The 21,779-nt window shown below is 69.9% G+C and carries 28 protein-coding genes; 5 read left to right on the forward strand and 23 right to left on the reverse strand.

Going from position 1 to position 21,779, the window contains the following annotated elements:
- Positions 1-29 precede the first annotated feature (29 nt).
- The 4 genes from ACWEH3_RS00265 to hemL form a co-directional block, all read right to left on the reverse strand.
- The gene (locus ACWEH3_RS00265; RefSeq protein ID WP_450017658.1) at positions 30-284 is read right to left on the reverse strand and encodes a hypothetical protein; all 255 of its coding nucleotides are present in this window, start codon (positions 282-284) and stop codon (positions 30-32) included.
- The gene (locus ACWEH3_RS00270) at positions 281-922 is read right to left on the reverse strand and encodes a TlpA disulfide reductase family protein (RefSeq protein ID WP_450017656.1); all 642 of its coding nucleotides are present in this window, start codon (positions 920-922) and stop codon (positions 281-283) included. The genes ACWEH3_RS00265 and ACWEH3_RS00270 overlap by 4 nt, the downstream gene beginning before the upstream one ends.
- On the reverse strand, positions 919-1,569 hold the full coding sequence (locus ACWEH3_RS00275; RefSeq protein ID WP_450017721.1) for a histidine phosphatase family protein: 651 nt from the start codon (positions 1,567-1,569) through the stop codon (positions 919-921). The genes ACWEH3_RS00270 and ACWEH3_RS00275 overlap by 4 nt, the downstream gene beginning before the upstream one ends.
- 206 nt (positions 1,570-1,775) lie before the next feature.
- Positions 1,776-3,095 (reverse strand): glutamate-1-semialdehyde 2,1-aminomutase, encoded by a 1,320-nt coding sequence (gene hemL / locus ACWEH3_RS00280; protein WP_450017654.1) that lies wholly within the window; start codon positions 3,093-3,095, stop codon positions 1,776-1,778.
- 192 nt (positions 3,096-3,287) lie between these two features.
- On the opposite strand from hemL, the gene ACWEH3_RS00285 reads away from it, so the two are divergent.
- On the forward strand, positions 3,288-3,674 hold the full coding sequence (locus ACWEH3_RS00285) for a hypothetical protein (protein ID WP_355071956.1): 387 nt from the start codon (positions 3,288-3,290) through the stop codon (positions 3,672-3,674).
- A 21-nt stretch (positions 3,675-3,695) separates the two neighbouring features.
- Here the strand turns inward: ACWEH3_RS00285 and ACWEH3_RS00290 are convergent, their stop codons facing one another.
- From ACWEH3_RS00290 to hemB, 7 genes are all read right to left on the reverse strand, one after another.
- Complete coding sequence (locus tag ACWEH3_RS00290; protein WP_450017652.1) at positions 3,696-3,917, reverse strand: hypothetical protein; 222 nt, start codon at positions 3,915-3,917, stop codon at positions 3,696-3,698.
- Positions 3,918-4,086: 169 nt separating this feature from the next.
- Complete coding sequence (locus tag ACWEH3_RS00295) at positions 4,087-4,317, reverse strand: hypothetical protein (protein ID WP_450017650.1); 231 nt, start codon at positions 4,315-4,317, stop codon at positions 4,087-4,089.
- A gap of 57 nt (positions 4,318-4,374) precedes the next feature.
- Complete coding sequence (locus ACWEH3_RS00300) at positions 4,375-4,635, reverse strand: hypothetical protein (RefSeq protein ID WP_450017648.1); 261 nt, start codon at positions 4,633-4,635, stop codon at positions 4,375-4,377.
- On the reverse strand, positions 4,632-5,114 hold the full coding sequence (locus tag ACWEH3_RS00305) for a hypothetical protein (protein WP_450017646.1): 483 nt from the start codon (positions 5,112-5,114) through the stop codon (positions 4,632-4,634). The genes ACWEH3_RS00300 and ACWEH3_RS00305 overlap by 4 nt, the downstream gene beginning before the upstream one ends.
- 321 nt (positions 5,115-5,435) lie before the next feature.
- A complete protein-coding gene (locus ACWEH3_RS00310; RefSeq protein WP_450017644.1) occupies positions 5,436-5,753 on the reverse strand; it encodes a hypothetical protein in 318 nt (105 codons plus the stop codon).
- 15 nt (positions 5,754-5,768) lie between these two features.
- Positions 5,769-5,951, reverse strand: a complete 183-nt coding sequence (locus ACWEH3_RS00315) for a hypothetical protein (protein WP_450017642.1) — start codon at positions 5,949-5,951, stop codon at positions 5,769-5,771.
- A 5-nt stretch (positions 5,952-5,956) separates the two neighbouring features.
- Positions 5,957-6,934 carry a porphobilinogen synthase gene (hemB, locus tag ACWEH3_RS00320; RefSeq protein ID WP_450017640.1) on the reverse strand — a complete coding sequence of 326 codons (978 nt, stop codon included), beginning with the start codon at positions 6,932-6,934 and terminating at the stop codon, positions 5,957-5,959.
- A gap of 205 nt (positions 6,935-7,139) precedes the next feature.
- On the opposite strand from hemB, the gene ACWEH3_RS00325 reads away from it, so the two are divergent.
- The 3 genes from ACWEH3_RS00325 (at position 7,140) to ACWEH3_RS00335 (ending at position 9,159) form a co-directional block, all read left to right on the forward strand.
- Positions 7,140-7,925: a hypothetical protein gene (locus ACWEH3_RS00325; protein WP_450017638.1), complete on the forward strand. Its 786-nt coding sequence runs from the start codon at positions 7,140-7,142 to the stop codon at positions 7,923-7,925.
- Positions 7,926-7,960: 35 nt separating this feature from the next.
- Positions 7,961-8,770 (forward strand): tetratricopeptide repeat protein, encoded by an 810-nt coding sequence (locus ACWEH3_RS00330; RefSeq protein WP_450017636.1) that lies wholly within the window; start codon positions 7,961-7,963, stop codon positions 8,768-8,770.
- 116 nt (positions 8,771-8,886) lie between these two features.
- Positions 8,887-9,159 carry a hypothetical protein gene (locus ACWEH3_RS00335; protein ID WP_355071939.1) on the forward strand — a complete coding sequence of 91 codons (273 nt, stop codon included), beginning with the start codon at positions 8,887-8,889 and terminating at the stop codon, positions 9,157-9,159.
- Between the two features lie 12 nt (positions 9,160-9,171).
- On the opposite strand, the gene ACWEH3_RS00340 is transcribed toward ACWEH3_RS00335, so the two are convergent.
- The 5 genes from ACWEH3_RS00340 to ACWEH3_RS00360 all read right to left on the reverse strand — a co-directional run bounded on the left by ACWEH3_RS00340 (position 9,172) and on the right by ACWEH3_RS00360 (position 14,693).
- Positions 9,172-10,734 carry a bifunctional uroporphyrinogen-III C-methyltransferase/uroporphyrinogen-III synthase gene (locus ACWEH3_RS00340; RefSeq protein ID WP_355071937.1) on the reverse strand — a complete coding sequence of 521 codons (1,563 nt, stop codon included), beginning with the start codon at positions 10,732-10,734 and terminating at the stop codon, positions 9,172-9,174.
- Between the two features lie 61 nt (positions 10,735-10,795).
- Complete coding sequence (hemC, locus tag ACWEH3_RS00345; RefSeq protein ID WP_450017633.1) at positions 10,796-11,851, reverse strand: hydroxymethylbilane synthase; 1,056 nt, start codon at positions 11,849-11,851, stop codon at positions 10,796-10,798.
- On the reverse strand, positions 11,848-13,290 hold the full coding sequence (locus tag ACWEH3_RS00350) for a glutamyl-tRNA reductase (protein WP_450017631.1): 1,443 nt from the start codon (positions 13,288-13,290) through the stop codon (positions 11,848-11,850). The genes hemC and ACWEH3_RS00350 overlap by 4 nt, the downstream gene beginning before the upstream one ends.
- Positions 13,291-13,360: 70 nt before the next feature.
- Positions 13,361-14,191, reverse strand: coding sequence for a redox-sensing transcriptional repressor Rex (locus tag ACWEH3_RS00355; protein WP_379254009.1), 831 nt, complete (start codon positions 14,189-14,191; stop codon positions 13,361-13,363).
- A gap of 241 nt (positions 14,192-14,432) precedes the next feature.
- Positions 14,433-14,693, reverse strand: coding sequence for a glutaredoxin family protein (locus ACWEH3_RS00360; RefSeq protein WP_450017629.1), 261 nt, complete (start codon positions 14,691-14,693; stop codon positions 14,433-14,435).
- A 223-nt stretch (positions 14,694-14,916) separates the two neighbouring features.
- On the opposite strand from ACWEH3_RS00360, the gene ACWEH3_RS00365 reads away from it, so the two are divergent.
- Positions 14,917-15,864 (forward strand): HAD family hydrolase, encoded by a 948-nt coding sequence (locus ACWEH3_RS00365; protein ID WP_450017719.1) that lies wholly within the window; start codon positions 14,917-14,919, stop codon positions 15,862-15,864.
- Positions 15,865-15,873: 9 nt separating this feature from the next.
- On the opposite strand, the gene ACWEH3_RS00370 is transcribed toward ACWEH3_RS00365, so the two are convergent.
- The 7 genes from ACWEH3_RS00370 to ACWEH3_RS00400 all read right to left on the reverse strand — a co-directional run bounded on the left by ACWEH3_RS00370 (position 15,874) and on the right by ACWEH3_RS00400 (position 21,751).
- On the reverse strand, positions 15,874-16,881 hold the full coding sequence (locus ACWEH3_RS00370; RefSeq protein WP_450017627.1) for a lysophospholipid acyltransferase family protein: 1,008 nt from the start codon (positions 16,879-16,881) through the stop codon (positions 15,874-15,876).
- Positions 16,878-17,951, reverse strand: a complete 1,074-nt coding sequence (locus tag ACWEH3_RS00375) for an NAD-dependent epimerase/dehydratase family protein (RefSeq protein WP_355071925.1) — start codon at positions 17,949-17,951, stop codon at positions 16,878-16,880. Before ACWEH3_RS00375 ends, ACWEH3_RS00370 begins: the two co-directional genes overlap by 4 nt.
- A gap of 209 nt (positions 17,952-18,160) precedes the next feature.
- Positions 18,161-18,262 (reverse strand): 30S ribosomal protein bS22, encoded by a 102-nt coding sequence (locus ACWEH3_RS00380; protein ID WP_003402602.1) that lies wholly within the window; start codon positions 18,260-18,262, stop codon positions 18,161-18,163.
- Between the two features lie 227 nt (positions 18,263-18,489).
- Complete coding sequence (locus tag ACWEH3_RS00385) at positions 18,490-18,774, reverse strand: helix-turn-helix domain-containing protein (RefSeq protein ID WP_356962590.1); 285 nt, start codon at positions 18,772-18,774, stop codon at positions 18,490-18,492.
- A gap of 163 nt (positions 18,775-18,937) precedes the next feature.
- Positions 18,938-19,756 carry a pyrroline-5-carboxylate reductase gene (proC, locus tag ACWEH3_RS00390; RefSeq protein WP_450017624.1) on the reverse strand — a complete coding sequence of 273 codons (819 nt, stop codon included), beginning with the start codon at positions 19,754-19,756 and terminating at the stop codon, positions 18,938-18,940.
- Positions 19,757-19,788: 32 nt separating this feature from the next.
- Complete coding sequence (locus ACWEH3_RS00395; RefSeq protein ID WP_450017622.1) at positions 19,789-20,676, reverse strand: thioesterase family protein; 888 nt, start codon at positions 20,674-20,676, stop codon at positions 19,789-19,791.
- Between the two features lie 139 nt (positions 20,677-20,815).
- Complete coding sequence (locus tag ACWEH3_RS00400; protein ID WP_450017717.1) at positions 20,816-21,751, reverse strand: sugar phosphate isomerase/epimerase family protein; 936 nt, start codon at positions 21,749-21,751, stop codon at positions 20,816-20,818.
- Positions 21,752-21,779 lie beyond the last annotated feature (28 nt).

Consider the following 21,779-nt stretch of genomic DNA (forward strand, 5'->3'; position numbering starts at 1 on the left):
CCCGGTACACGGCGCGGTGCGCGCGAGGGTCACACCGAGTCCTCCCGCGTATCCTCCGGCGATCGTCCGGCGCCGCGGCGCGGCGCTACCGTCCGCTCGGTGGCCGCGGGTTCCTCGGCCGCGTCGAACGCCGGGAAGTCCAGCAACGACTCGGCCGCGACGCTGCGCGGCACGGTGGCGATGCCCGCCCACCGGTCGTCGACGGCCCATCCGCCGCCGATTCGTCGGGCGCCCTGCCGTGGCCGACAGGCGCGCAGGTGGCGGGTACGACGGTCGCGATTCACTGTGATTCCTCCGCGGCGATACTTTCGACCACTGACTGCAGATCCTCGGCGAGCAGGGACCGCAGGAATACCGCGGCGACCCGGTGTTGCCGGTCGAGGACGAGCGTGGTGGGGATGACACTGGTAGGGAAATTCCCGCCGAGCGCCAAAAGCGTGCGCATCGACGGGTCGTAGATGGACGGGTAGCCGACCTTGTTGTCGACCACGAAGTCTTGGGCCTTGTCCTGTTGCGGGTCGCGGACGTTGATGCCGAGGAAGGCGACGCCTTTGTCCTTGGTCGCTTCGTGAACCTTTTCCAGGGCGGGCGCCTCGGCGCGGCACGGACCGCACCACTGGCCCCAGAGGTTGAGTACCACGACTTTGCCCGCGTAGTCCTCCACCGAGGTGGTCTTGCCCGCGGTCATCAGGTCCGGACCGGCGAGTTTGCCGATGGTGCCGCGCGCGGCGGGCGGGTCGTAGCGGATGTCGGTCTTGCCGCCGGGCGAGACGAATTCGAAGGTGCCGCCCGAGGCCACCGCGTCCGAACCGGTCGAACAACCCGCGAGCGCGGCGATCAGCGCCACGCACGCGAGCAGAGCCGGCAGCACCCGCCCGGCGCGCGCCGAGGGCGGGATGGGGAACGCGGTGCGGTGCGTCATGCGCCGTGTACCGAGGGGTCCGAGCCGCCGGCGGGCTCGGAGTAGACGATGTCGACCAGCGTGTCGCCGTGGTAGACGAGCGAGGTCAGCGAGGCGAGCGAGCACTGCCGTTGCCGGGGGTCGTGCCAGAGGCGCTGGCCCTGGAGGAACCGCCGTAGCGTCCACACGGGTAGCTGGTGGGAGACGAGCACCGCCTCCCGCCCGGCCGCTTCGACCCGGGCTTTGTTCACGGCCGCCAGCATGCGGTGCGCGATCTGGAGGTACGGCTCGCCCCAGGACGGGGTGAAGGGGTCGCGCAGCTTCCACCAGTGCCGCGGCTTGCGCAGCGCGCCGTCGCCGACCGAGACGCGCAGGCCTTCGAAGGTGTTGCCCGCCTCGATGAGGTTCTCGTCGGTGCGCACGATGACGTCGTGCTGCGCGGCGATCGGCTCGGCGGTCTCCTGAGCACGCTGCAGCGGCGACGCGATGACCACGGCGATGTCGTGATCGGCCAGGGTCCGCGCGACGGCGGCGGCCTGCGCACGGCCCGCCACCGAAAGGCCGAAGCCGGGCAGGCGGCCGTAGAGGATGCCGTTCGGGTTGTGCACCTCGCCGTGGCGCAGCACGTGCACGATCGTCTCGATCGCGGCGGCGCCGCCGTCGTGCACCCGGTCGGTGGCGCTGGTCCGCGCGTCGGCGCGTTCCACCGCCTCGGTGCTCCCGGCGGCGAACTGCTCACCAGCGTCGATCACGGTCTCGTCCGCGGCCGGATCGACCGCCACGGCGGTCGCGCCGTGCGTCGCGGTCACCTCCGGCTCGGCGGACGGCTTGGCCGGCTCGCGCCGGTCGGCATCGGGCTGATCGAGGTCGGAGGTCACGCGCGGGATCCTTCGGGGGTGGCGGCCGCCGCCGCGTGCGCGGCGGCGGGCAGAGCGGTAGCGATACGGTCGAACGCGTCCTCGTCGAGCGCCGCGGAGACGAACCACGCTTCGAACGCGCTCGGCGGCGCGTACACGCCACCGTCGAGCAGGGCGTGGAAGAAGGCTGGATAGCGCCAGGTCTCGCTCGCCTTGGCGGCGGCGTAGTCGGTGACCGGGCGTTCGGCGAAGAACACGCTCACCATATTGCCCGCGAACTGGACCTGGTGCCCGACGCCCGCGGCGGTCAGCGCCGAGGTGAACAGTTCGCCGAGCCGCCGCGCGTTGCGGTCCAGCGCGGTGTACACCGCCTCGTCGGCCGCGCGCAGTGTGGCGAGGCCCGCGGCCACCGCGACCGGGTTACCGGACAGCGTCCCGGCCTGGTAGACCGGCCCGAGCGGGGCTAGGTGATTCATGATCTCGGCGCGACCGCCGAACGCGGCCGCGGGCAGACCCCCGCTCATCACCTTGCCGAAGGTGTAGAGGTCGCCCGCGACGCCTTCCCGGCCGAACCAACCCGCGGCGCTGACCCGGAATCCGGTCATCACCTCGTCCATGACGAGCAGCGCCCCGTGCTCGGCGGTGAGCGCGCGCAGTCCCGCGTTGAATCCGGGCAGCGGCGCCACCGCGCCCATGTTGCCCGCCGCCGCCTCGGTGATCACGCAGGCGATCTGACCCGGGTTCGCGGCGAACGCGGCGGCGACGGCGTCGATGTCGTTGTAGGGCAGCACGATGGTGTCGGCGGCCTGCGCGCCCGTCACGCCGGGCGAGGTGGGCAGCCCGAGCGTGGCGACGCCGGAGCCCGCGTCGGCGAGCAGCGCGTCGACGTGGCCGTGATAGCAACCGGCGAACTTGATGATCTTGGTGCGTCCGGTGTAGCCGCGGGCCAGCCGGACCGCGCTCATCGTCGCCTCGGTGCCCGAGTTCACCAGCCGTACCCGCTCCACCGGCGTGACCCGGCGCACGATCTCCTCGGCGAGTTCGATCTCGGCTTCGGTCGGCGCGCCGAAGGACAGGCCCCCGCTCGCCGCGCCGCGCACCGCATCGACGACCGCCGGATGCGCGTGGCCGAGGATCATCGGCCCCCAGGAGCAGACCAGGTCGACGTACTCGTTGCCGTCCGCGTCGACGAGCCTCCAGCCGTCGGCCGAGGCGATGAATCGCGGTGTGCCGCCGACGGATCGAAATGCCCGCACCGGAGAGTTGACGCCACCCGGAATCACCGAACTCGCCCGGTCGAAGAGCTGAGCGGAAACCGGCACAGCTGCACTGGTCACGCGCGGAGAAGAACTCACGAGTTCCAGTCTCTCAGCACCGGAAAATCGGCTTGACGACAGGGTGTAGTGCAGTGATGCAGGCCGCAGCCGCCCGGCAACACGCCGAGGTGGGGTTCGCGCGGATTTCGATCGCTGAACGGTTGCCGGTGCGTAGTCTCAGCTCACATTCGTCCATCGTTCGGGAGGGTCTGCATGCGGATTGCCATCGTCAGCGTGGGTGTGCTCGCCGTCGTCGCGGGGGCCGCAATGGCACTCGGCGCCGGATCCGCCGCCGCGCAGCCGCTCGATCAAATCGACGACGTGCGGCTGGCCATCCCCTTGGACCACACGGCGACCGCAGCGCTGGCGGGCGGGCCGATTCCCGCCGTGGTCACCATGTTCGTCCCGCCCAGCCGGATCGGCGCCGGACTGAAGAACGACTCCGCGATCTACCGCGACGACCGCGGTGCGGTGCACGCCACACTGCGGCAGGTGGTGCTGGAGGCGGCGGGCCATCCGGACGGCACGGTCACCGTCTACCTGAACGCCCCCGGCACCCGCGACGGCCGTGTGCTGGACATCTACCAGCACTGGAACTGAACGGGCGCCGGGCCGCCGCCGTCAGGCGTACATGCAGGGGACCTGCGCCGACATCGTGTGCAGGAAGCACATGAACCCGTTGTAAGGGCCCGCGGATCCGGAATCCGGCACCAGGATCGGCGCATCGACCGGGTTCGCGTCCTCCAGTGGCAGTCCCGGGGTCGCGCCTGCGGGCGCGGCCCCGAATCCGAGGGCGGCAGCCACGGCAAACGCGGCACAAATCTTCACGGCGAACCGGTTCATCGAACACTTTCCTTCATCGACGCACGTACCAAATACGGCCGAAATACTAACGGCCCCAGGGCCATTCCAACCAAAGCGCACGGTCGGCGGGCGTCGGGCGCCGAACCGGGGGCGGTAGCACGGTAACCCGACGGCGCGCGGCCCGCAGCGGCTAGCAGGCAATCGGTGGCTACGCGATGCCCAGACAGAACGCGGCGAAGCCGGTCGTCACCAGGCACGCCAACGGCGCCGGCAGCGCGTGCAGCAGCGGTGCCGGCGGCGTGGCCGCGAAGGCGGGTGTCACCGGAACAGGCTCTTGCGGAACGGTTTCGGCGGACGCGGTGGCTGGTACGGCCGCGGCCGCGCCGATCACACCGGCCGCTACCGCACCGAAAAGTGCTCGCTGGACAGTTGGTTTCATATGATCGGCGTTCCCGCTGTGCGCAGCATGAAACGACCGCAGACGAATTCGCGTCGATCAGCGCACGGCTCCGGCGCCACGCAGTCCACGCGCGAGCCGGGCCGCGGCGTCGATGGCGAGCACACCGGCCACCGTGACGAGCAGTGTGGCCAATAGCCACCAAGGCGCGACATAGCGGATCGCGGTGAAACCCGGGGCGTCGCCGGACGGCGGGAAATCGGTGGTGCGTACACCCGCGCGTGCGCTCAACGCCGCCCCGATGAGCGCGAGCACGAACAGATCCACTTCCACCAGCACCACGACCAGCCAGCGCCTCATCGGTCCACTCCGTCCGAACTGCGTTCGACGGCCTCGGTCAACGCCGTGCGCAGCGCCTTGTGGTCTCTGGCCCAGGCCTGCACCAGGCTGCCGTCGGCCAGCCGCAGCCCGATGCCGGTGCGGCGGCGCGGCACGCCGGTCAGCTCACCGAGCGCCCTGGCCGACTCCCACTCTTCGTCGTCCCATGAGTTCTCGTCCCGTTCCGGCAGGACCTCCGCGATCGAGCTCAGCGGGAGCGACTCGGTGCCCGAACGCAGCGTCTCCGCGGTGAGTTCGACGCCGACGTGCCGTTTGCCCGCGATCACTTGCAGTCCGACGAAACCGCCGATCAGCGCGGCACAGAACAGCAGGGCGAACCAGTGCACGTCACCACCGGTGACGAGTTCCAGGACGAGAACGGCCAGGCACAGGATCGGCCCGTAGGCCACGGCGCGCCAGCGGGCGCCCGGCTCGGTGAACAAGACGGCTTCAACGGTCACGCCGGAGCCTCCACGGCAGCGTGGACCAAGGCGGAGAACGAAATCAGCGACTCAGGCCGGGCAGCAACAGCACGGCGACGGTCAGCACGGCGAACAGAATCAGCAGACTCAAGACGGCCAGATCCCGCCGAATGCTGTGCGGCTGCTGGATCACCACTCGCATCGATGCCTCCGATCCTCCGGAGCCATTTGCCGAGTTCCCGCGCGTAAAAAGCGCCAACGAACGGCAGACGACTACCGGTTCCCACGTCCACTGTGACAACCCTCACCATACATGCCGGACTGTCTCGGACAAATTGGAAACCTGTTCCATTCAGAGCCTCAACGCCTGCCCGGCTGGAAGTAGGCGGTGGCTTCGGGCCGGTGGGACAGATAGATGGCGCCGACCGCGAGCACGCCCTGCACGATGGAAGCACCGCCCGCGACGAGCGAGGCCGTCCCGGTCACCGCGTCGATGGCCAGCAACGCGCCGACGCCGATCACCACGGACCAGGCGCCGAGGACCGTCAGCACGGTGCGCGCCCACGGTTTGCCACGCCCGAACTGGTGCACGATCACCAGAGCGAGCGCGGACAGACCGAGCCCGATCAGCACCACGACCACGTAGACCAGCGACACCATCAGCTCGGCGCTTGCCATCGTGACCTGCGGATCCTACATCCTGGCCTGCTCGAAGACCTGTTCGGCGAACGTGCGCCGCTGATCCAGGGCAGCGACGATCGAGGCGATCAACTGCACCATGCCGAATCCGACGACACCCCACCACAGCTGCCGCGCGGTACCGACGTCCTCCGGCATCGGGGGCCGGGCCGAGCCCGCGGCGAACGGTCCCGCCATATTCGTCACGACAGCCAGTTCGCGGCCTCGGTCGCCCAGTAGGTGAGCACGAAGTCCGCGCCGGCCCGGCGAATGCTCAGCAGCGACTCGAGGACGGCGCCGCGGCGGTCGATCCAGCCGCGCTCGGCGGCGGCGGTGATCATCGCGTACTCGCCGGAGATCTGGTAGGCGGCGACCGGCACCGTCGAGCGATCGGCGACCTCGCGCAGAATGTCCAGATACGACACGGCCGGCTTGACCATGACTATGTCCGCGCCCTCGGCCAGGTCCAGTTCCAGCTCGCGGATCGCCTCGCGCCGATTTGCCGGGTTCTGCTGGTAGGTGCGCCGGTCGCCTTCCAGTGAGGAAGCGACCGCTTCCCGGAACGGTCCGTAGAACGCCGAAGCGTATTTGGCGGAGTAGGCCAGGATGCCGGTATCGATGCGCCCGGCCGCGTCCAGACCGCGCCGGATCGCGCCGACCTGGCCGTCCATCATGCCGCTGGTGCCGAGCAGGTCGGCGCCCGCCTCGGCCTGGGCGAGCGCCATCTCGACGTAGCGGTCCAGCGTCGCGTCGTTGTCGACCGCGCCGTCGGCCGCGAGCACACCGCAGTGCCCGTGATCGGTGAACTCGTCCAGGCAGGTGTCGGCCATGACCACGGTCGAGTCGCCCACCTCGTCGGCGAGGGCGCGCAGGCCGCGGTTGAGGATGCCGCGCGGATCGCTGGCCGCGCTGCCGACCGCGTCCTTGTCCTCCGGACGCGGCACGCCGAACAGCATGATGCCGCCGACACCCGCCGTGACCGCCTCGACCGCCGCCTTGCGCAGCGAGTCGAGCGAGTGCTGCACCACGCCCGGCATGGAGCCGATCGGATGCGGCTCCGCCAAGCCGTCGGCCACGAACATCGGCAGCACCAATTGCCGTGGTTCGAGTGTGGTTTCGGCCACGAGACGGCGCAGAGCGGGAGTACGGCGCAACCGCCGTGGGCGGTCCATTCCGGTCATGAATCGCACGATACGCCCGGCGCGATCCGCTGTCGCGAGCACCCGTGGCCCGCTGCGCGGGCCGGGCCCGACCCTCTGGGACAGCTGCCGCGCGTTACCCGGCGATCACTCATGCCATCCGAGTGATAACAGTGTGCGAAATCACACATTACCCCCCTGACGAAGGCGCATACTCCGACTAGGCGAGAACCGCTGGGGGACAAGCATGACCGATCCGCACATCGACATCTCGCTGGCCAGAGCCGCCGACTTCGAGTCGTGGGCGGCGGTGTTGCTGGCCGACTGGTGGCCCGTGCTCACCGACGGTCTGCCTCCGCCCGCGTTCATGCTGCGGGTCTGGCGTGCCACCGACGCCACCGGGCAGAACTTCGCCGTGGAGTTCGTCGCACGACAATCGGCCGCGCCCGAGGTGATGCCGGGCGCGCACGTCGCCTTCCGGATGCTCGGCATCCGGCCCGACGAGCCCGAGTGGATACGCAGCCGGGGGACGCACCTGGCCGGCGGCACCGAGGACGCCATCGTCCAGTTGCGCTTCTCCGACACCGCCCGCTGCGTCTTCCTCCGCCTGCAGAGCAGGCCGTGCCAGGTGACGGAGGCGGCGGGCCGACGACTGTGCGCAGGGGCGGAGACCAGTCTCCGGTTTCCGGACACCACTTCGGGGCCGCTGGACGTGCGCGTGGCCCGCAACAGCGCACGGCATCTACTCGCCCAGCACAGCGCACGGCATGCCACCCCGGCCGATCCCTTACAGCTCGGACCGCCGCAGCGGGTCGCCGACATCGGCTGGGCCTTCATCTTCCCGTGGTCGACCACATCCTGGTACCTCGACGGCTCGGTACCCACGCTTCCGCCGGGCAGCCGGGGGCCGATCGTGGTCGTCAAGGACACCGGACACACCTGGCTACTGGACAGCCTCCGCAACTACGACGCGCAGCTGACGGCGTACGCGCACGCGAACGGGTACCGCGTCCCGATGGAACAGGCGCCATGATGGACGGCGTGGTGTTCCGCGAGACGGGCTGTTAGATGACCGAGCCGCCGAGCGAGGTCGAGTTGGTCGCCATGCAACGGCGTGCCGAAGCGCTGTGGCACGCGGGCGACGCGGCGGGCGCCGAACGCTGGCTGCGCCGGGCCGCCGCGAGTGGCAGTGCGCCGGCGATGGGCATGCTCGGCGCGCTGCTGGGAGCCGACGGGCGGATCGGCGAGGGGATCCACTGGCTGGAGACCGCCGCCGCCCGCGGCAACGAGGCGGCGGGCGTGCAGCTGGGCCTGCTGCACACCGAGCGCGGGAATATCGATGAGGCGGAGCGCTGGCTACGGCCGGCCGCCGAGCGCGGGTTGCCGGAAGCCCTCTGCAATATGGGCGTCATCGCCAACCGGCGTGGACGCGACGAAGAGGCCGAGCAGTGGTACGAACGAGCCGTCCGCGCCGGAAATCCCACGGCCATGCGCAGTCTCGGCCTGCGCTTGGCGCGCCGCGGCGAATTCGACCGCGCGATCGACCTGCTCACCGAGGCCGCGCGGCGGGGAAGGACCGATGCGATGGCCGTGCTGGGCGCCTTGCATCTGGACCGCGGCGAGCCGATCGAGGGTGAGCGGTGGTTGCGCAAGGGCGCCGAAGCGGGCGACCCGGACTCGATGTTCCACCTCGCGCTGTTGCTGCGCGCTGCCAACACCCCCTACCTCGCAGGCGATTTCGCGGACCCCGAGGCGCTGCGGACCGCCGCCGCCATCGCGACCGGCCGCACCCCGGCGCAGCGGGAAGCCAGGCAGTGGCTGGAACGCGCGGCCGCGCTGGGCCATCCGCAGTCGATGCGGCTGTTGCACGATCTGTGAGCCGCTGGACGCTCGAAAAGCCTTCTGGCCAGCCAAGTTTGTCGGTCCCCACGGGTACAATCGAAGGTACGTTCGAGGGGGCTCGCCCGCCCCCGATCGCCACGGGAGGGATGCCAATGCGCACACCACAAACCGTTCTCATCGATCGCCCCTACACCCCTTTGCAGAAGCGCCCGCTGCCTCCGGGCCGCCCCAAGGCGTGGTACGTCCTGCACAACCGGCGGCTCAAGGCGATGCGCCTGGCGATCGCACTGCTCGACTCCGGCGTCTACGCACCGAGTTACGCCACGAACAAGCGAATCAGGCACACCGCCGAGGTGATCGGCATCCGCCCACCCTCCGACGCCACCTGCTCCATGGTCCGCACCCTGATGCGCAGGCGGTACTGAGTCCGATCCCTATTACCTACTGCGGCGGCTCTTCTTGCGCGGCGGCGGCAGGAGTCCTTCGGCGCGCAGCCGGGCCGCGTGCTCGGCCAGCGCTTCGACCAGAGGACCGACCTGGGCCACGTCGGGCTGCACGTCCACGCGCAGACCGAATTCGATGGCGGTTTCGGCGGTCTTGGGGCCGATGCAGGCCACGATGGTGCGGGCGTGCGGCTTGCCCGCGATGCCGACCAGGTTGCGCACCGTGGAGGACGAGGTGAACAGGACCGCGTCGAAACCGCCGGTCTTGATCATCTCGCGGGTCTCCGCGGGCGGCGGCGAAGCGCGCACCGTGCGGTAGGCCGTGACGTCGTCGATCTCCCAGCCGCGATCGCGCAGGCCCTCGGCCAGCGTCTCGGTGGCGATGTCGGCGCGCGGCAGCAGCACCCGGTTCACCGGGTCGAACACGTCGTCGTAAGGCGGGAAGTCGGCCAGCAGGCCCTCGGAGGACTGCTCGCCGCTGGGCACCAGCTCGGGGTTGATGCCGAACGACCGCACCTTGTCGGCGGTGGCCTCCCCCACGCAGGCGATCTTCACACCGGAGAACGCCCGCGCGTCCAGACCGAATTCGGCGAACTTCTCCCACACCGCGCGGACCGCGTTGGTGGAGGTGAACACCACCCACTGGTAGCGACCGTCGACCAAACCCTTGACCGCGCGCTCCATCTGGGCGGGGCTGCGCGGCGGCTCGACCGCGATGGTCGGCACCTCCATCGGGATGGCGCCGTGCGTGACGAGCCGTTCGCTCATCTCCGCGGCCTGATCCTTGGTGCGCGGCACCAGCACGGTCCAGCCGTACAGCGCGCGCGACTCCCACCAGGACATCTTCGAGCGTTGCGCGACCACCTTGCCGATGGTCACCACCAGCGGGCCGACCAGTTCGGAGGCGGCGCTGTTCAGCGTGGCCAGAGTGGCCTCGATGGTGCGCTGCTGGCGGGTGGTGCCCCGTACCGTCACCGCGACCGGGGTCTGCGGTGCCATGCCGTGCTCGACCAGGGCGCTCGCGGTCTCCGCGAGATGACCTGAGGTCGAGTGCAGGACCAGCGGGCCGGGCGCGGCCGCGAGCGCGGCCCAGTCGACCTCGCCGCGCACGTCCGCCTCGGTGTGCCCGGAACCGAGCGCGATGCCTGCGTAGCTGGGCACCGCGGAGCCATTGGGCAGGCCGGGCAGCACCTCGAAGACCATGTGCGAGCGGGTGACGGCGTTGACCTCGGCGATCACCGAATCGGTGGTCAGCGGGTCGCCCGCGACCACGCGCACCACGTCGTGCCCGGCACGCGCTTCGGCGATGAGCGTCTTGGCCACCTCGGCCGGCTCGCCGAGCGCGGGCCGCACGTCGACGGGACGTTCGCCGTCGGGCCCCGGCTCGACCGAGGTGCCGATCAGGGCGAGCACACCCTTGTCGACGTCCGGGTCGGTGAACGCCAGCGTCGCCCGCCCGATGACCTCACGGGCCCGCACGGTGAGCAGCGCCGGGTCACCCGGACCCGATCCGACGAAAAGAATGCGACCGGGGTGCTTCTTCGTGGCTCGGCTCATGCCTGCACCTCGCTTGCGCTCGGCTCCGGCATACCCGAAGGCACGGTGCCTATGCTTCCGCTCATCGGCTGTTCTCCATTGGGCTGGGGTTGGGCAAGTCTGTGGCGGGCGAACTCACCGCCCGGGTGGGGGAACCGTCGTCCGGTTCGGTGGCGAGCAACTCGCGCGCACCCATGTCGAGCAACTCGCGGGCAAGCGCGCGGCCGAGCTCGGCGGCGTCGTCCGGGGCGCCGACCACCGACGCGCGCAGCACGTCGGATCCGTCGACGGCCGCCGCGCACGCGCGCAGCGACAGCTCGTCCACGATCCGCCCTTCGTCGTCGAGCGATTCGACCACCTCGGCGAGCGCACCGATCGGTGCGGTGCAGCCCGCCTCGAGTTCGGCCAGCAGCGACCGCTCGGCGACGACCGACGCGCGGGTGGCCGCGTCGTCGAGGCCGGAAAGAATCTCAACCAGCGCGGTGTGGTCGCTGCGGCATTCGACCGCGAGCGCGCCCTGCGCGGGAGCGGAGAGCATCTGCACCGGCTCCAGCGACTCGGTGACCGCGTCCAGCCGATCGATGCGCGCCAGTCCGGCTCTGGCCACCACCACGGCGTCCAACTCGCCCTCGCGGACCTTGCGCAGCCGGGTGTCCAGGTTGCCGCGTAGCGGGACGACGTCCAGGCCGAGCCCGAGCGCCCGCAACTGAGCGGCGCGACGCGGCGCGGAGGTGCCGACCTTGGCGCCCGCGGGCAGCTCGCCGAGGACGAGTCCGTCGCGCGCGACCAGCGCGTCACGCGGGTCCTCCCTGGGCGGGATGGCGGCGATGGTGAAGCGCGGGTCCTGCGCGGTCGGCAAGTCCTTGTAGGAGTGCACGGCGATGTCGATCGCGCCCGCCGCCAGCTCGTCGCGTAGCGCGGAGGTGAACACGCCGACGCCGATCTTCTGCACCGGGTCCGACGACAGGTCACCGGCGGTCTTGATGACGACCAGCTCGGCGGGCTGCCCGGCCGAGATCAGCGCGTCGCGCACCGTGCCCGCCTGGGTCAGCGCGAGCAGGCTCCCGCGGGTGCCGATCCGCCACGGGGCACGAGTGCCTTCCGCGGTGGCGTTGCCTTCTCGGTGAACCATGGTCATGCCGTCTGCCCCTGTTCCTCGCCGCGATGGCCCGCGGTGAAGTCGTCGGCCAGCGCGATCTCCCCGTCGGCCAATGTGATCTCGGCGCGGTCGTCCGCGAGCGCGGTGATCTCCATCGGCGCGGCGACCGCCTGGGCCGCGCCCGGCTTCAGTTCGAACAATTCGCGCAGCGCCTCGGCATAGCTGTCGCCGCCCGGCGTGGAGGCGAGCTGCTTGACCCGCACCGTCGGCGCGTGCAGCAGCTTGTCGACCACCCGGCGCACCGTGCGCGCGACCTCGTCGCGTTCCGGGTCGGCGAGGCCGGGCAGCCGCGAATCCAGACGCAGCAGTTCGGCCTCGACCACCTCCGCCGCACGCTGGCGCAGCGCCGCCACCGTCGGGGTGACCTCGGCCATCCGCTGTCCGGCGAGATACTTCGCGAGCTCGTCGGCGACGATCGATCGGGCGGCCGCCGTGTCGTCGGCGGCGGCGCCCGCCGCCGGATCACGCTGCAAGGTCTCGATGTCGATGAGCGTGACGCCGGGCAGTCCGGCCACGGCGTGCTCCACATCGCGCGGCAAGCCGAGATCGCAGAACACCAACGGCCGGTCCACCGTGGCGAATTCCTCGCCGCGCTCGCGGTCGGTGAGCGCGCGGTGGGTGTCGGCGAGTGTCACGACCGCGCCGACCGCGCCGGTGCAGGTGACCACCACGTCGGTCGCGGACATCGCCTCGGTGAGCCGCGACAGCTCCATGGCCTCGGCCTCGACGCCGTGCGTCCGCGCGGTCTCGGCGAGACTGCGGGCCCGCGCGATGGTGCGGTTCACCACGATGATCCGGCCGATCCCGGCTCGGGAGAGATGCGCGACCGCGAGACCGCCCATGGCCCCCGCTCCGACCACCGCGGCGGTCCGGCCGGCCAGGGGGCCGAGCACCTGCTGCGCGCGATCGAGCGCGACCGACACCACCGACGCGCCCGCGCGGTCGATGCCGGTTTCGGCGTGCACCCGCTTGCCGACCCGCAGCGCGTGCTGCGCCAGCTCGTGCAGGGTCCGCCCGACCGCGCGCTGCGCGTCGGCGGAGGCGTAGGCCCCGCGAATCTGGCTGAGCACCTGCTGCTCGCCGACCACCATCGAGTCCAGGCCACTGGCGACCGCGAACAGATGCTCGGCGGCGGCCTCGGAGTAGCGGACGTAGGCGTGCTTGGTCAGATCCGGCATCGGCAGGCCGGAGTGCCTGGTCAGTAGATCGCCGATCTCGGCGAGACCGCCGTGGAAGGCGTCGACCACCGCGTAGACCTCGACCCGGTTGCAAGTGGAGACGATCATCGCCTCGGACACTCGGCTGGAGGAGATCAGGCGGTCGATCAGCTTCGGCCGGTCGGTGTCGGTGACGGCCACCTTCTCCAGCACGGGAACCGGCGCGCTGCGGTGCGAGATGCCGACGAGGAGAACGCTCATGCCGTCACCGTCCCGGCACGAACGGAATCCTCCGCCGTGCTGTACTGCATGATTCGCTCGCTGCGCTCACTCATGGTGTGACCACCGATCCCTTGCTGCTTGGCTCCGTTGCCGTATGCGAGGTTGCCGTATGCGGGGTTGCCGAGTGCTGGAGTGCCGGATGCGAAGTCGGCAGGCGGTGCGCGATGCGACCCGACCCGGCGTGCGCCACCTCCGGCAGCGGAGCCTGCTCCGCGTTGCGCACCCGTTCGAACGACAGCATCTGCATCTCGACGGCCAGGTCGACGCGGCGGACCTCGACCGTGGCCGGTGCGACCAGCTCGCAGGGGGCGAAACTCAGAATCGACTGCAGTCCGAACGCGACGAGCCGATCGCACACGTCCTGGGCCGCGTCGTCGGGAACGGTGATCACCGCGATGGTCGGCTCCAGCTCGGCGACCGCCGCGGCCAGCTCCGCGACGTCGCGCACCACCAGTCCGGCGACCGGCATGCCGATCACCGCGGGGTCGCTGTCGAGAATGCCGACCACGGTGAAACCGCGCCGCTGAAACCCGCCGTAGCCCACCAGTGCCCGGCCCAGGTTTCCCGCGCCGACCAGCACGACACGGTGGCCCTGGGACAGACCGAGCACATCCTCGATCCGGGACCGGAGCTTGGCCACGTCGTAGCCGACGCCGCGAACGCCGTTGGGGCCGAGGAAGGATAGATCCTTGCGCAATTTGGCCGAATTGACACCCGCCGCGACAGCCAGTTCCTCACTCGATACGATGGCAACACCGTCGTCGGCCAACATGGCGAGGACCCGAAGATAGGTAGCCAGCCGCGCGACGGTGGCCTGCGGGATGTCCTTCTGCAGAGCCCTGCCGGAGACGCCGCCTGGCGCCTCATGCTGCTCTGTCACGTCGTCGGCTCCTCGTCCCGGACCTCGGGGCTCCGGTTCGTCGCTCGACCCTTCTGACCCGGGGGCGGTCCGGTGCCATGGTGTCGAAGTTTCGGATTTCGGGGCGGCTCCGCAGCCTCGGCATGCGGGTCGCGTTGCCACCACCGTAACTGCTTGTGAAGCCCTGCACAAAGTCGGTGAAATTGGCCTCATTTTCCGCCGCGACCAGCACAGTGGCCGAATCGGACGGAAAACGGCGCGCTCAGCGCTCCAGGTCGGCCCGCAATCGGGTCTCGTCGACATCGAAATAGCTGTGTTCGCGGCCGTCGAGCAGGACGACGGGAAGCCGGTCGCCGTACTCTGCGCGCAGGCCAGGGTCGGTAGCGGCGGCTTCGTCGACATCGACGGTCCCCGGTTCGAAACCGAATTCGGCGCAGATCACGCGCAGTTGTTCCAGTGCCGTCGCACACAGTCCACAGCCCGCGCGAGTCAGCAATGTCACCGAATGTGTGTGATTGGTCATGACCGGAATTCAATCAGCGGCCGGAACGCCATGCGGGCTCGGTGCGCGCCACGCGATTGTGTCGCGCGCCGCCTTCTGCCGTGACTGTCGGCCGATCCGGCTACTGTTGACATGGTTCGCGCGACGGGCGGAGGTACTGGTGCCGGAACGATCGAAGGTGGCGAGGGCCGGATTCATCGCGGGACGATTCGGTGAGTTTCCGGCGCGGTGGAATCTGAGCCAGATGGGCCAGGGGCTGCAGGACCAGCTCGCCCGCATCTCGCGCAGCCCCTTCGGCCCGAGTGAAGAGGAATTGCGGGCCAATCTGGCCGGTGAGGCGAGCGCGGACGCGGCGCTGACCCTGCACGACGCCGAGCTCGCCGCGGGCGAGGTGGAGGCCGCTGGTCCCGAGGCGCCGCGCGACTTGACTGCGGCGGCGTTCTTCGACGTCGACAACACCATGGTGCAAGGCGCGTCGATCGTGCATTTCGCCCGTGGTCTAGCGGCGCGCAAGTACTTCAAGACCTCCGATCTGGTGGATGTCGCCTGGAAACAGGTGAAGTTCCGGGTCACCGGCAAGGAGAGCAGCACCGACATGGCCAGCGGCAAGGAGAAGGCGCTGGCGTTCATCGCCGGGCGCTCGACCGCCGAACTGGCCGCGCTGGGCGAGGAGATCTACGACGAGATCATCGCCGACAAGATCTGGCCCGGCACCCGCGCGCTCGCGCAGATGCACCTGGACGCGGGCCAGCAGGTGTGGCTGGTGACCGCGACCCCGGTGGAGCTGGCGCAGGTGATCGCGAAGCGGCTCGGGCTCACCGGAGCGCTGGGCACCGTGGCCGAGAGTGTCGACGGGAAGTTCACCGGACGCCTGGTGGGCGACATCCTGCACGGACTCGGCAAAGCGCACGCGGTGCGCACCCTGGCGATCCGCGAGGGCTTGAACCTCAAGCGGTGCACCGCGTACTCCGACAGCCACAACGATGTGCCGATGCTCTCGCTGGTCGGCACCGCCGTCGCGATCAACCCGGACTCGGATCTACGCGAGGTCGCCAAGAACCGCGGCTGGGAGATCCGCGACTTCCGAACCGGCCGCAAGGCAGCGAAGATCGGCGTACCCACCGCCCTGGCCCTCGGCGCAGCGGGCGGTGCCGTAGCAGCCGCGGTAACCCGCCGCCGCGACGGTCACTAGCGATCCCCGCTACCCCGTGAAAACGTTGCGGCGCTTGGTGAGCAGTTTGTAGAGCGTCTGCTGGATGGTCTCGCGCACCTGGTCGGTGACCTCGAACATGGTCATCGGGTCGTCGGCGGCCTCGGGCTCGTACGGCGCGGTCGGAATGGGGGCGCCGAATTCGATGTACCACTTCGACGGCAGCGGCACCGCGCCCAGCGGGCCGAGGTGCGGGAAAAGCGGCGTCACGGGGAAATACGGGAGACCCAGGAGCCGGGCCAGCGGCTTGAGGTCGGCCAGCTTGGGGTAGATCTCCTCGGAGCCGACGATGGAGCACGGGATGATCGGCACGCCGGTGCGCACCGCGGCGGCGACGAAGCCGCCGCGACCGAAGCGCTGCAGCTTGTAGCGATCGGTGTACTGCTTGCCGACGCCCTTGAACCCTTCGGGGAACACCCCGGTCAGCTCGCCGGAGCGCAGCAGCCGTTCGGCGTCCTCCCGGCAGGCCAGCGTGTGGCCCGCCCGGCGAGCCAGCACCCCGAGCACGGGCGTCTCGAAGATCAGGTCGGCCGCCAGCAAGCGCAACGCGCGCTGCTTGGGATGCCGATCGTGCACGGCCAGCTGCAGCATCAGACCGTCGATCGGCACGGTGCCCGCGTGGTTGGCCACGATCAGCGCGCCGCCCGCTTCCGGGAGATTCTCCATACCGCTGACCTCCACCCGGAACCACAGGTCCGACAGCGGACGCAGGGCGGGCAGGATGACCGACTCGAGCAGATGCTCGTCGAAACCGAACTCGTCGACCTGGTAGTCGCCGGTGAGCCTGCGGCGCGCGAAATCCGCGGTCTTGGAGATCTGCTTGCCGAGCGCGCCGCGCAGCATGCCCGACAGCGACTGGGGCGCGGCGGGCGCGACCGCCGCGCGCCGCTCCACCAGCGACGTCACCGGACTCTGCGCGGCCAGCCTGCGTGGCGTGGGCCGCTGACGCGCCTCGATCTGGAGGTCGTGGAGTCGGATGACTTTCGCTACGTCATTCATTGGTGTGCTCCCGTACCGGCCCCGAGCAGGCCGAGCAGTTTGTGTTCTGCGGCGTCGATCCACGCTGGATCGACCACGGGCCGCAACGCTGCGCCCCCGATGAAGTCGTCGAATGCCTGCACCGTCGTCCAGCGCGGCACGAACCCGAATTCGGTGCGCATGCGCGTGGTGTCCAGGCCACAACCGAAGTGGAAATAGTCGAGCTGTTCGGCGGAGAACTCCCGCAGCACCGGGCCCATGAGCAGGCGACCCGCGGTGCGGAACACCGTGAAGGGAACGGGCAACTCGATCCGGCCCGCCCGCCGGACCGCCTGCGACAGCGACAGCGCGCCGTCGCCCGCGATGTTGTACGTGCCGCCTGCCGCGCCGCGCGCCGCGTGAGTCAACGCGGCCACCGCGTCCTCCTCGTGCAGCAGCTGCATTCTGGCGTCCCGGCCGAATACGGTAGGGGTCACCGGCGAACGCAGATATTGCGCGCCGCGAGCGGCCAGCCGCGGGCCCACGATGGGGGCGAATCGCAGAATTGACGTGGCGATATCGGGGCGCCGCCGGGCCAGCCCGCGAACATAACCCTCTATATCGATCATGTCCCGCGCGAACCCACCACGCGGCGGTGTGCGCGCGCTCATTTCCTCGGTGAATTTCGCGGGATCCTTGGCGCTGCAACCGTAAACCGCCGACGAGGAGCGCAGCACCACCCGGCGCACCGAAGCCACCTTCTGGCACACCGCGAACAGCTGCATCGCGCCGAGGACGTTGTAATCCTTCATCACCGCGCGACCGCCGCCCGCAGGCGGGCGCGTCAGCAGCGCGGTGTGCACCACGGTATCCACCTCGCCACCATCGATCACCTTACGGATCAACGGATTTCGAATGTCCGCCCGCACGAATTCCGCACGGCCCATGCGCCGCTGCAACTCTCGGCTCGGCGTCATCGTGTCGACGGCGAGGATCCGCTCGATCGCGGGTTGCTGGGCGAGGCGGGCGACGACCGTGCCGCCGAAGAACCGGCTGGCCCCGGTGACCAGCACGACCTTCGGCGCGTACACTTCCCGACCCTCAGAACTCACCGGCACCCGCTTTCCCTTGCCAGCCGCCCTTGTGATTATTCCCAGTGCCCAGCGTAGCGGGTACCTACCCGTGCACCGAGAGTATTAACCAGGATCTAACGATGACTTCAGTCACGTGATACAAATGGTGATTCCAAAATTTCAAGTTTCAAATAAAAGAGCCCGTCACCTATTGGTGACGGGCTCGCGCAGCTACCACGCAGCGATGCCTACTTGCCGAGTTTGCGCCGCTGAACACGCGTGCGGCGAAGCAGCTTGCGGTGCTTCTTCTTCGACATGCGCTTGCGGCGCTTCTTGATCACAGAACCCATAGGGTTGTCCTCGCGTTCTCTCTACTCGGCGCGCACGCTGCCCGTGCGCGATTGCCGGACGCCCGTCTGCCCGCGCCCCGGCCGACGGGCCGGGGTCGCTCGGCAAGCCGCACGCCCCGTGTTCGCGCCGCCGGATACCACGGGGCAACGAACAACGATGCCACCGGCGGGCGAACACGAACCGAGGAGCTATCGTACCGTCACGCCCCAGCGGTACCGAAACCGCCTCATCCGGCGTCGAAATAGGACGTTTCCAGATAGTCGTGCACCGCCTTGGCGTGCACCCGGAACGATCGTCCGACGCGCACGGCGGGCAACTCGCCCGAGTGCACGAGCCGGTAGACCGTCATCTTGGACACCCGCATCAGACTCGCCACTTCGGCGACGGTGAGAAACTGGGTGCCGCCGCCGAGTACAGGTTGCCCCTGCGTCGCGGCCTCGCGCTGTGCGCGGGAATTCCCCCGACCTGCTGCGGGACCGGAGCCGCCGGACGCTCCGGAATTCGCAGACATCTTGTTCGCAGACATCATTGCACCATTGACCTCCGGCACGTCCGCGCCGCCGGCTTCCCCACCGGCGGAACAGACACGCACGTGCTCCTTGAAGCTTAGCGGGACCAGTGGTGTTACTGCGACGGGTGTGAGAAATCGGGTTTTCCGATTTTGAACAGACCGGTCACTCCGCTGATGCGCCCTGTTCGACCGACCGTTCCTTCGATGCGAAGAGGGCTTCCCAGAATGCCGAGCGTAGTCCTCCGCGCTCGAGTTCGCGGATCGCGGCCGCGGTGGTGCCCGCGGGCGAGGTCACCGCGGCGCGCAATTCCGCCGCGGTCTGGGTGGAAGTGTCCAGCAGGGCGGCCGAGCCGACCATGGTCTGCACGACGAGCTGGGTGGCCACATCCCTGGTGAGCCCGAGCCCGACGCCCGCGTCCACCAAGGCCTCGACGACCAGGAAGAAGTAGGCGGGCCCGGATCCGGACACCGCGGTGACGGCATCCATCTGGCTCTCCGCCACGGTGACCACCTTGCCGACCGCCCCGAGCACCTCGGTCACCAGTTCCAGATGCTGCTCGCGCGCATAGCGCCCCGGCGCGATGACGCTCATCCCCTGCCCCACCAGCATCGGCGTATTCGCCATCACCCGCACCACGGGGAACCCGGCGGGCATTTTGCCCTCCAGTCGCCCGGTCGGCACACCGGCCGCAAGCGACACCAGCACCTGATCGCGGTCGCTGCCGATCTCCGCCTTGCCCAGCGGCGCGAGCACGGCGTCCACATCGCCCGGTTTCACCGCGATCACCAGCAGATCCGCGCCAACCGCGGCATCGGCGAGGTCGTCGGTGACCCGGACGCCGAAGCGGTCGGCGAGCTGATGGGCCCGTTCCCGATGCGTCTCCACGACGACCAAATCCTTGGTCAGCCTCCCGGACTCCAGCAACCCGGCGACCAACGCTTCCCCGATGCGCCCGCCACCGATCACCGCAATTCTCGTCATGGGCGTCAAGGCTAGACGGCGCGCGCGGCGGCTCAGCGCTGGGGAACGAGCGCCAGCTGACGACTCTGCGCGACGACCGCGCCGGTCGAGTCCAGCACCAGCTGATCTTCGTCGAACATGCGCTCGCCCACCTCGTGCGTGGTGGCGATGATCCGCAGCCAGCCCGGCGCGGGCCTACGACGCAGGTAGGTGGTCATCTGCACGGTGGGCGCCCAGCCGAAGTGGCCGAGATTCATCGGGACCGGCGGGCTCATGTCGGCGCTCATCATGGCGAAGTACATCGCGACGTCCGGGTCCTGTTCGTCGCCCGGTCGCGGACGAATCCACATCCGCAGGCGCGGCTCGCCCTTCGCGCCCGCGAGGAAGCGGGCCCAGTCGCGGTCGAGATAGATGTCGGCGCCTCGGCCGACGTGCACGATCTCGCCCATCTGGGAGCCGGGCTCGTAGCCGACGGCATCGGCGGGCGGCGCCGTGGGCATGTCGGAGTGCTCGGGCGCGTAGATCGCGTTCGCGTCGTCGAGGCGGCTGAACGTCAGCGCCGTGCGCACCAGGACGCGGCCGTTCTGGACGAGGTCGGCGTCGGCCAGGCAGATCTGGCGACCGATCTTCCGCAGGCGCACCTCGTATTCGACCTCGCCGGGGTTCGGCGCGCCGAGGAAATCGGAACTCGCGGCGACCGGCGCCATCCCGACCAGCGCGGGATCGGCGGCGCGCAGCCAATTCGTCGCCGCGGCCGCACTGCCCGCCACCATCGTCCCGCCGTGCACCTTCGGGCCGATGGTCCAGATGTCGTCGATGAAGCCCAGGTAGCGGCCGGTGTCCGGAGTTCGCGGCGGCGCCGTTTCCAGCGCGCACACCTGGCTGAACGGTGCGTCGGTCGTGGCCGCCGGGCCGAATTCAGCCGTCAGCTCCGTCGTCATCCTCACTCCTGTCCTGCGTCGGCCGCACCCGATGGCGTCGTTCGCGGCCTCGTGACCACACTGTCGGCATCGGGTTCGTACAACGTACAACGCAACCGGCGACCGACCCCATGGCCGCATACCGGAGTAGCGACGAGCGTCACATCGGCGGTTCGGGCGAGCTGTGCCGCGCGCCGGCGGGAGTGGGCGCGGCGGCCTCGGTCAGATGCTTGCGGGCGAAGGCCAGCGTGCGATGCAACATCTCGGCCCGCTCCTTGGTCGTGCGCGCGTTCTGCGTATTGATCTCGGCGACGACCTGGCCGGTGAAACCGCTGCGGACCATGCTCGCGCACACTTCCACACACGGCTGGGTGCCATCGCCAGGAACGAGATGTTCGTCGTGCGCGGCGCCCCGGCCGTCGGCCAGGTGCAGATGGACCAGACCCGCGCCCATGCGGGCCGCCAGCGCCAACGGGTCGGCTCCTGCGGTGGCGGTATGCGACAGGTCCAGGGTGTAGTGGCGGAACCCGGTGTCGGTCGGGTCGTAGGAGGGGCTGAAGGCGGTGAGCGCCGGACCCGGGCCACCACGGCGCTCCAGTCGGCGCACCGCGCCTTCGCGTCGGCCGAACAGCGTGTCCGCCCGCATCGGGAACATGTTCTCCACCGCCACGAGCACCGGGCTGCTCTCCTCCAGCTCGGCCACCTGCGCCGCGAACCCGGCCGCATAGCGGCGCTGCCAGCGGAACGGCGGATGCACGACGACCGTGCCCGCGCCGAGCGCCTGGGCGGTGTGCACGCTGCGCTCGAGCTTGGCCACCGGATCCGAACCCCATACCCGCTGCGAGATCAGCAGGCACGGAGCGTGCAACGCGAGCACCGGAACGCCGTAACTGCGCGAATACGCCTGCACGGTGGCGATGCTCTGGCTGGCGGGCTCGGCCCAGACCATCAGCTCGACGCCGTCGTAGCCGAGTTCGGCGGCGTAACGGAACGCGGCCTCCGTATTCTCCGGGTACACCGAGGCGGTCGAGAGCCCCACCCGGATCTCCCTCGGCCGGGATGCGCCCCCGGTATCTCCTGGCGATCCCTCGCCCATACGCGACCCGGTCTCGTTCGCCTGCCCG

It is taken from the genome of Nocardia sp. NPDC004718 (assembly GCF_053601535.1).